Origin of the sequence: Neisseria sp. HMSC058F07 (assembly GCF_001810035.1) — a bacterium.
GTDB classification, from domain to species: domain Bacteria; phylum Pseudomonadota; class Gammaproteobacteria; order Burkholderiales; family Neisseriaceae; genus Neisseria; species Neisseria perflava.
In genome coordinates this window covers 398050-398465 of record NZ_KV799706.1, presented here as the reverse complement: position 1 = coordinate 398465, position 416 = coordinate 398050, and the positions used below count along the sequence as shown (strand labels likewise).

Sequence of the window (416 nt, the reverse complement as noted above, 5' to 3'; positions counted from 1 at the left end):
CAACACACAGCCGCCCGAAGGCGGCTGGACCTGATCCAGTGAATGCCTGCAACTCTTTCAGTTTCAACACACAGCCGCCCGAAGGCGGCTGCTGTAAACCATCATTACATGACCCTCAGGTACTTCGTTTCAACACACAGCCGCCCGAAGGCGGCTGCTTTCGATGTCTTGCTATCGGCTTCTGCCTACCTGTTTCAACACACAGCCGCCCGAAGGCGGCTGCGGATTTGTCAGAAGATGAAGTCGACTATTTGCGAGTTTCAACACACAGCCGCCCGAAGGCGGCTGTTCAAGACATGAATGTTTGGCTAAAATGGCCTGAGTTTCAACACACAGCCGCCCGAAGGCGGCTGTTGCAACATTGCAACCCTTACCGCTCAGCTCAATCAGTTTCAACACACAGCCGCCCGAAGGCG

General features: G+C 55.0%; 1 protein-coding gene. It reads right to left on the bottom strand.

Annotation, left to right across the window (positions count from 1 at the left end; genetic code table 11):
• Positions 1-171: 171 nt before the first annotated feature.
• Positions 172-416 (bottom strand): hypothetical protein (locus tag HMPREF2696_RS11700; protein WP_210383774.1); only part of this gene is annotated, 245 nt, incomplete at its 5' end.